Source organism: Stenotrophomonas sp. STEN021 (assembly GCF_056760175.1).
The window spans coordinates 21,081-29,338 of record NZ_JBRREH010000056.1 but is presented as its reverse complement, the minus strand read 5'-3'; the positions used below and the strand labels follow the sequence as shown (position 1 = coordinate 29,338).

The 8,258-nt window shown below is 61.9% G+C and carries 5 protein-coding genes and 6 tRNA genes; 10 read left to right on the top strand and 1 reads right to left on the bottom strand.

The features are described from left to right. Positions 1-168 precede the first annotated feature (168 nt). Positions 169-930, bottom strand: a complete 762-nt coding sequence (locus ACVOL0_RS13025) for a Bax inhibitor-1/YccA family protein (RefSeq protein ID WP_481507713.1) — start codon at positions 928-930, stop codon at positions 169-171. 140 nt (positions 931-1,070) lie between these two features. Here ACVOL0_RS13025 and ACVOL0_RS13020 point away from each other — a divergent pair. The 10 genes from ACVOL0_RS13020 to lon all read left to right on the top strand — a co-directional run bounded on the left by ACVOL0_RS13020 (position 1,071) and on the right by lon (position 8,127). After that, positions 1,071-1,147: transfer RNA gene (locus tag ACVOL0_RS13020), tRNA-Pro, on the top strand. A gap of 44 nt (positions 1,148-1,191) precedes the next feature. After that, a tRNA-Arg gene (locus ACVOL0_RS13015) sits at positions 1,192-1,268 on the top strand. Positions 1,269-1,302: 34 nt separating this feature from the next. Beyond that, positions 1,303-1,379, top strand: a tRNA-His gene (locus tag ACVOL0_RS13010). Positions 1,380-1,456: 77 nt separating this feature from the next. Then, a tRNA-Lys gene (locus ACVOL0_RS13005) sits at positions 1,457-1,532 on the top strand. Positions 1,533-1,644: 112 nt separating this feature from the next. Then, a tRNA-Lys gene (locus tag ACVOL0_RS13000) sits at positions 1,645-1,720 on the top strand. 142 nt (positions 1,721-1,862) lie between these two features. After that, positions 1,863-1,947 (top strand) — tRNA-Leu (locus tag ACVOL0_RS12995). 176 nt (positions 1,948-2,123) lie between these two features. Beyond that, positions 2,124-3,419 (top strand): trigger factor, encoded by a 1,296-nt coding sequence (gene tig, locus ACVOL0_RS12990; RefSeq protein ID WP_481549456.1) that lies wholly within the window; start codon positions 2,124-2,126, stop codon positions 3,417-3,419. 66 nt (positions 3,420-3,485) lie between these two features. Continuing rightward, on the top strand, positions 3,486-4,112 hold the full coding sequence (gene clpP, locus ACVOL0_RS12985; protein ID WP_057629317.1) for an ATP-dependent Clp endopeptidase proteolytic subunit ClpP: 627 nt from the start codon (positions 3,486-3,488) through the stop codon (positions 4,110-4,112). Positions 4,113-4,240: 128 nt separating this feature from the next. After that, entirely contained in the window at positions 4,241-5,530 is a 1,290-nt protein-coding gene (clpX, locus tag ACVOL0_RS12980; RefSeq protein ID WP_481549455.1) for an ATP-dependent Clp protease ATP-binding subunit ClpX, read from the top strand. 137 nt (positions 5,531-5,667) lie between these two features. Continuing rightward, on the top strand, positions 5,668-8,127 hold the full coding sequence (gene lon / locus ACVOL0_RS12975; protein ID WP_481549454.1) for an endopeptidase La: 2,460 nt from the start codon (positions 5,668-5,670) through the stop codon (positions 8,125-8,127). Positions 8,128-8,258 lie beyond the last annotated feature (131 nt).

Here is an 8,258-nt window from a genome sequence, read left to right as displayed (position 1 = left end):
CGGGCCCCCCGTCCGCGCCCCGCCCCGGCGCTCTTTTTTGGTTGCTCCCCGCCCCCTCGCGTTGCGGGGTGGGGCGTGTTCGCCGACGCCCCCCCGCCGCCCGGGCCCCGCCACTACAAAACAAAAGGGCGCCCAATGGGCGCCCTTGGCGTGCAGCTTGCAACCGCCTCAGTTGCGCGACTGCAGCTTCGACAGCAGGCGCAGGAACTCGATGTACAGCCACACCAGGGTGACCATCAATCCGAACGCGCCGTACCACTCCATGTACTTCGGTGCGCCGGCTTCCACGCCGCTTTCGATGAAGTCGAAATCCAGTACCAGGTTCAACGCCGCGATCACCACCACGAACAGGCTGAAACCGATGCCGATCAGGCCTGAGCCGTGGATGTAGGGGATGTTGATGTTGAACAAGCCCAGCACGATGGTGGCCAGGTAGACCAGGGCGATGCCGCCGGTGGCCGCAACCACGCCCAGTTTGAAGTTTTCGGTGGCCTTGATCAGGCCGCTGCGATAGGCGAACAGCAGGGCGAACAGCGTGCCGAAGGTCAGCAGTACCGCCTGGAACACGATGCCGTTGAAGCGCACTTCGTAGACGGCCGAGATCGAGCCGAGGAACAGGCCTTCAGCCAGTGCATACAGCGGCGCGCTGACCGGCGCCCAGGTCTTCTTGAAGATGGTCACCAGCGACAGGATGAAGCCGACGATCAGGCCGCCCCACATGTAGAGCTTGGCCGCCGGCAGCAGTTCGCCGCTGTCGCTGATGGTACCGTTCCATGCGAACGCAGCAGTCAATGCAGCCAGCACCAGCAGGATGGCGGTCTTGTTGACGGTGCCATTGATGGTCATTGCATCGGCGCCGCGTGACACCACGCTGCCGCTGCCAAGGTCGAGGAAGGTGGTATCGGAAAGGGCAGGGTTGCCGCTGCGCATGCAATGCTCCGTTGCTATGAAGTGGGCGGGAATTGGACGCAAGCATACCCAATTCAAATTAAATGAAATTTACCGTTGACAGGTTGGTGCGTTTTTCCCACAATAGCCGACCTTTCCGGGGCATTGGAAGGATTCACCGCCGGGGTATAGCGCAGTCTGGTAGCGCGCCTGCTTTGGGAGCAGGATGTCGGGGGTTCGAATCCCTCTACCCCGACCATCCAACGCACCAAGCGCGTGTTGGAGTGCGACAGTCCGGTCAGAGCGCCCGTAGCTCAACTGGATAGAGCACCGGCCTTCTAAGCCGGCGGTTACAGGTTCGATTCCTGTCGGGCGCGCCATCAGGTGCAAGCGGTAGGTAGCAAGGTTTCAGTGGTGGCTGTAGCTCAGTTGGTTAGAGTACCGGATTGTGATTCCGGTGGTCGGGGGTTCGAATCCCCTCAGCCACCCCACTGTTTCAAGGCTTCGGAGTAAAATCCGGGCTTGCAATAAAAGTCAGGATGGGGCATTATTCGCCTCCTGATTTTCAGGGCTGTTAGCTCAGTTGGTAGAGCAGTTGACTCTTAATCAATAGGTCCAAGGTTCGAATCCTTGACAGCCCACCAAATCAAGAAAGCCGCTGGAGCAATCCAGCGGCTTTCTCTTTTTATGTAAGCCCGGTGTTTTGGGCGGGTGCATGAAGCACGCTTGTAGTGTAGAATTCACCTCGAAGTTTCAGGGCTGTTAGCTCAGTTGGTAGAGCAGTTGACTCTTAATCAATAGGTCCAAGGTTCGAATCCTTGACAGCCCACCAAATCAAGAAGCCGCTGGAGAAATCTGGCGGCTTTTTTCTTAGTCAGGGTGGCGTTGGCCGGCCAGGGTTGCAGATGTGCGCAAGTGGGCTCGGCTTCCGCTTTGCTGACGCTCCTGCAACAATGCTGCCCTGAGTCAGTATTGCGAAAGTGGCGGAATTGGTAGACGCCCTGGATTTAGGTTCCAGTGCCGCAAGGCGTGGGGGTTCGAGTCCCCCCTTTCGCACCAGTCAGTGGTGTTCTCTGCCCGCTGCGGGCCTTTTCAGACAACCTGTATGGGTCTGCCCGCTGGCGGCCACGGGCGATATCGGCCAAACTAAAGGGCTGCGGTGCATAACCGCGCCCTACAACCGTTTCATCCATCACATCGAACCGGCGCGGTTGCCGCCGGTGGCAGGAGTCAACATGCAAGCTTCGATCGAATCCACCGGCAATCTGGAACGCCGCCTGAGCTTCTCGCTGCCGGAAGAGCGTCTGCAGGGGCATATCAGCGGCCGTCTGGGCGAAATCGCGCGCACCGCGCGCATCAAGGGTTTCCGTCCGGGCAAGGTGCCGGCCAAGGTGATCGAACAGCGTTTTGGCCCGCAGGTGCGTGCCGAGGCGCTGGACGGCCTGCTGCGCGAGACCTTTGACGCGGCCCTGCGCCAGCACGAGCTGCGCATTGCCGGTAACCCGCGCATCGACAAGGCCGGCGAAGGCGAGTTCGACTTCGTTGCCACCGTTGAGCTGATCCCGGACTTCGGCGACGTCGACGTCACCAAGCTGACCGTCGTGCGCCACACCGCCGAAATCAGCGATGCCGACATCGACCAGATGATCGAGAACCTGCGCGCCCAGCGCCGCACCTGGAAGCCGGTTGCACGCGGCGCCCAGGAAGGCGATCTGGTCGGCCTGGAAACCTGGTCGCAGGCTGGCGACGAGCGTCTGCCGGCCGAGGGTGTCGAGAAGGGCGCCATCATCATCGGCCAGGGCATGATGTTCGAGCAGATCGAAAAGGGCCTGATCGGCCTGGCCAAGGGTGAAGAAAAGACCCTGGATGTCGAGTTCCCGGCTGACTGGCGCGTGCCGGCGCTGGCGGGCAAGACCGTGCAGGTCACCGTCAAGGCCGTTGAAGTGTCCGAGCAGGACATGCCGGAAGTCGACACCGCCTTCATCAAGAGCTTCGGCGTGAAGAACGGCGATGTGGAGCAGTTCCGCGCCGACATCCGTTCCAACCTGGAGCGCGAGCTCAAGGGCGCGCTGATGAACCGCCTGCGCCGTGAAGTGGGTGAGCAGCTGATTGCCGCCTATTCCTCGGTCGAGCTGCCGCCGCGCCTGGTCGAGGGCGAAGCCCGTTCGATGCTGGCCCAGCAGATCGATGCCATCCGTCGCCAGGGCGGCAACCCGGGCGACGTGCCGGCCGATGCCCACGAAGGCTTCAAGGACGCCGCTTCCAAGCGCGTGCTGGTCGGCCTGCTGGTCGGCGAAGTGGCCCGCAAGAACGAGCTGCGCCTGGACCCGAAGCGTCTGAACGAAACCATGCGCCTGATCGCCTCGACCTACGAAGAGCCGGAGCAGGTCATTGAGATGTACCGCAATGATCCCCAGCTTATGGCTGGCCTGCAGAACCGCGTGATGGAAGAGCAGGTGATCGACTGGATCGCCGAGCGTGCCCAGCACACCGAGCAGGCCTTGACGTTCCAGGAAGCCATCCGCCAGTAAGCTGGCGGTGTTTCATCCCCGCGCTACGGCGCGGGGAGTTCCCTCCCAAAATAGGTGCCTCACGTAATGGACAACCGAACCAAAGCTCTGAACATGGTTCCGATGGTGGTCGAACAGACCAGCCGCGGCGAGCGCGCCTACGATATCTATTCGCGCCTGCTCAAAGAGCGCCTGATTTTCCTGGTCGGTCCGATCGACGACCACATGGCGAACGTTGTGGTGGCGCAGCTGCTGTTCCTTGAATCGGAAAACCCGGAAAAGGAAATCAGCATCTACATCAACTCGCCGGGCGGCGTGGTCACTGCCGGCATGGCGATCTACGACACCATGCAGTACATCAAGCCGGACGTGAGCACCACCTGCATCGGCCAGGCCGCCTCGATGGGCGCGCTGCTGCTGGCGGCCGGTGCGCCGGGCAAGCGTTTCGCGCTGCCGAACTCGCGCGTGATGATCCACCAGCCGCTCGGCGGCTACCAGGGCCAGGCCACGGACATCGACATCCACGCCCGTGAAATCCTGACCCTGCGTTCGCGCCTGAACGAAGTGCTGGCCAAGCACACCGGCCAGGACCTGGAGACCATCGCCCGCGATACCGAGCGTGACAACTTCAAGAGCGCGGCCGAAGCTGCGGCTTACGGCCTGGTGGACCAGGTGCTGGAGCGTCGTCCGGAAGAGAGCATCCAGGCGTCCTGATGCGTTGAACGGCCAGAAAATCGGCCTGATTTTGCAGGGTCGGAACCGGACTGGTGTCCCTCCGGCCCTGTGCTATTCTCGAAATTGAACCCCCTGTTCAGAGGGGGAAGCAACTGGGTAAGCGAAGCATGAGCGAAGACCGGCAAGGTCGTACCGGGGACAGCAGTGGCAAGATTCTGTACTGCTCGTTCTGCGGCAAGAGTCAGCACGAAGTCCGTAAGCTGATCGCAGGCCCGAGCGTGTTCATCTGTGATGAATGCGTGGAGCTGTGCAACGACATCATCCGTGAGGAACTTGAGGAAAAGGCGCAGTCGGCGCGCAGTTCGCTGCCCAAGCCGCGCGAGATCCTCGAGGTGCTCGACCAGTACGTGATTGGCCAGAACCGCGCCAAGCGCACGCTGGCGGTTGCGGTGTACAACCACTACAAGCGCATCGAGAGCCGTTCCAAGAGCGACGACGTCGAGCTGTCCAAGTCCAACATCCTGCTGGTCGGCCCGACCGGTTCGGGCAAGACGCTGCTGGCCGAAACGCTGGCGCGCCTGCTCAACGTGCCGTTCACCATGGCCGATGCGACCACCCTGACCGAAGCCGGTTACGTGGGCGAGGATGTGGAAAACATCATCCAGAAGCTGCTGCAGAAGTGCGACTACGACGTCGAGAAAGCACAGCAGGGCATCGTCTACATCGATGAAATCGACAAGATCTCGCGCAAGAGCGAGAACCCGTCGATCACCCGCGATGTGTCCGGCGAAGGCGTACAGCAGGCCCTGCTGAAGCTGATCGAAGGCACCGTGGCCAGCGTTCCGCCGCAGGGCGGCCGCAAGCACCCGCAGCAGGAATTCCTGCAGGTCGACACCAAGAACATCCTGTTCATCTGCGGCGGCGCGTTCGCCGGCCTGGACAAGGTGATCCAGGCCCGTTCCATCGACACCAGCAGCATTGGTTTCGGTGCCAAGGTGAAGAGTGCCGAGCGCAAGCAGGAAGTGGGCAAGGTGCTGGCCGAAGTGGAGCCGGAAGACCTGATCAAGTTCGGCCTGATCCCGGAATTCGTTGGCCGCCTGCCGGTGGTCGCGACCCTGGAAGAGCTGGACGAAGCCGCTCTGATCCAAATCCTGACCGAGCCCAAGAACGCCATCACCAAGCAGTTCAAGAAGCTGTTCGAGATGGAGAACGTGGAGCTGGAGTTCCGTCCCGATGCGCTGTCGGCCATCGCCAAGAAGGCGCTCAAGCGCAAGACCGGCGCCCGTGGCCTGCGCACCATCGTCGAGTCGGTGCTGCTGGACACCATGTACGAGCTGCCCTCGCAGGAAAACGTCAGCAAGGTGGTCGTGGACGAGTCGGTCATCGAGAACAAATCCGAGCCGTACATCGTCTACCAGGCGCCGCCGGAACCGGTCAAAACCGCCTCTGGCGAGTGAACCCGGGCGAGCTGAGGTGAATAGGCGGTCGCGCCGCTCACGTTCAGCTTTCGACAGCTCTTGCAACACCTCGCCGATGGCCCCATAACGGGGCCATCGGCTTTTTTATTTAGCCTCCACCGAATCTCGGAGCCCCCATGGCCCAGTCCCAACTCGAAGTCCTCGACCTGCCGGTCCTGCCGCTACGCGACGTGGTGGTGTTCCCGCACATGGTCATCCCCCTGTTCGTGGGCCGCGACAAGTCCATGCAGGCGCTGGAGCGCGCGATGGAGGCCGACAAGCGCATCCTGCTGCTTGCGCAGAAGTCGGCTGAAACCGACGACCCGGCGGCCGCCGACCTGTACACCGTCGGCACCCTGGCGCAGGTGCTGCAGTTGCTGAAGCTGCCCGACGGCACCATCAAGGTGCTGGTCGAAGGCCTGTCGCGCGTTGCCGTGGACAAGGTCTATGAGCAGGACGGCTCGCTGCAGGGCCATGGCACGGAAATCGAATCGGACGAATCGCGCGAGCCGCGTGAGATCGAGGCGATTGCCCGTTCGCTGATGTCGCTGTTCGAGCAGTACGTCAAGACCAACCGCAAGCTGCCGCCGGAGCTGTTGCAGACCCTGGCTGGCATCGAAGAACCAACGCGTCTGGCCGATACCATCGCTGCGCACATCGGCGTGCGCCTGGCCGACAAGCAGAAGCTGCTGGAAACCCTGCAGGTCGGCGATCGGCTGGAAATGCTGGTCGGCCTGGTCGACGGCGAAATCGACGTGCAACAGCTGGAAAAACGCATCCGCGGCCGCGTCAAGTCGCAGATGGAAAAGAGCCAGCGCGAGTACTACCTCAACGAGCAGATGAAGGCCATCCAGAAAGAACTGGGTGACCTGGATGAAGCGCCGGGTGAGATGGAAGAACTGGCGCGCAAGATCGCCGAAGCCGGCATGCCCAAGCCTGTGGAAACCAAGGCCAAGAACGAGCTCAACAAGCTCAAGCAGATGTCGCCGATGTCGGCCGAAGCCGCGGTGGTGCGCAATTATCTGGAATGGCTGCTGGGCGTGCCGTGGAAGAAGCGCACCAAGGTCCGCAAGGACCTGAAGGTCGCGCAGGACACGCTGGACGCCGACCATTACGGTCTGGACAAGGTCAAGGATCGCATCCTTGAATACCTTGCGGTGCAGGCGCGGGTGAAGCAGATGAAGGGCCCGATCCTGTGCCTGGTCGGTCCGCCGGGCGTGGGCAAGACCTCGCTGGGTCAGTCCATCGCCAAGGCCACCAACCGCAAGTTCGTGCGCATGAGCCTGGGCGGCGTGCGTGACGAAGCCGAGATCCGTGGCCATCGCCGTACCTATGTCGGTTCGATGCCGGGCCGCATCGTGCAGAACCTCAACAAGGTCGGCAGCAAGAACCCGCTGTTCGTGCTGGATGAGATCGACAAGATGTCGATGGATTTCCGCGGCGATCCGTCCTCGGCACTGCTCGAAGTGCTGGACCCGGAGCAGAACAACGCCTTCAACGATCACTACCTCGAGGTCGACCTGGACCTGAGCGAAGTGATGTTCGTGGCTACCTCCAACTCCTTGAACATTCCGGGCCCGTTGCTGGACCGCATGGAAGTGATCCGCATCCCGGGTTACACCGAGGATGAGAAGCTCAACATCGCCATGCGCTACCTGCTGGGCAAGCAGCTCAAGGCCAATGGCCTGAAGGCTGAAGAGCTGGCAATCGAAGAAGATGCCATCCGCGGCATCGTGCGTTATTACACGCGCGAATCCGGCGTGCGTAACCTCGAGCGCGAAATCGCCAAGATCTGCCGCAAGGTAGTGAAGGAGATCGCCCTGGCCGGTCCGCAGCCGGTGAAGAAAGCCGCCGCCAAGAAGTCGGCCAAGAAGCCGAAGGCGCTGGTGGTTGTGGATGCGAAGAACCTGGACAAGTACCTGGGCGTGCAGCGTTTCGACTTCGGCCGTGCCGAGGAAGAAAACGAGATCGGCCTGGTCACCGGCCTGGCCTGGACGGAAGTCGGCGGCGAGCTGCTGCAGGTCGAGTCGACGCTGATCCCGGGCAAGGGCGCGGTCACGCTCACCGGCCAGCTTGGCAATGTGATGAAGGAATCGGCCACGGCTGCCTTGTCGGTGGTGCGTGCACGTGCCGAGGCACTCGGCATCGACGTGGATTTCCTGCAGAAGCACGATGTTCACCTGCACGTGCCCGATGGCGCGACGCCGAAGGACGGCCCGAGCGCAGGCATTGCGATGGTGACTTCGCTGGTGTCCACGCTGACCAAGGTGCCGGTCAAGGCCGGAGTGGCGATGACTGGTGAGATCACCCTGCGTGGTCGCGTGACCGCGATCGGTGGTCTGAAGGAGAAGCTGCTGGCCGCGCTGCGCGGTGGCATCCGTACCGTGGTCATCCCCGAAGAGAACCGCAAGGACCTGGTGGATATCCCGGCCAATGTCACCCGCGACCTGACCATCGTGCCGGTGAAGTGGATCGACGAAGTGCTGGATATCGCATTGGCAACGCCGCTGAGGCCGAAGAAAGCCGGTAAAAGTGCGCAGCGTGTCGCAGTTCGCGGCAAGGCGAAGGCAGCTCCCACGGCCCGCGTCAAGCACTGAAATGTGAACGTAAAACCCCTCAAAACCCGCGTCATTAAAGGCTTTTCAGCTTGCGCGGGTAGGGGGGCGCTGGTATAAAAGTGCGACTCACGCGGCAGTGGTTTTTTTGTCGGCGTGTTTGCAGGTTCTTC

Coding starts and splice junctions, on each gene's coding strand:
- ACVOL0_RS13025 (WP_481507713.1), bottom strand. CDS start 930: ATGCGCAGCGGCAACCCTGCCCTTTCCGATACCACCTTCCTCGACCTT.
- tig (WP_481549456.1), top strand. CDS start 2,124: ATGCAAGCTTCGATCGAATCCACCGGCAATCTGGAACGCCGCCTGAGC.
- clpP (WP_057629317.1), top strand. CDS start 3,486: ATGGACAACCGAACCAAAGCTCTGAACATGGTTCCGATGGTGGTCGAA.
- clpX (WP_481549455.1), top strand. CDS start 4,241: ATGAGCGAAGACCGGCAAGGTCGTACCGGGGACAGCAGTGGCAAGATT.
- lon (WP_481549454.1), top strand. CDS start 5,668: ATGGCCCAGTCCCAACTCGAAGTCCTCGACCTGCCGGTCCTGCCGCTA.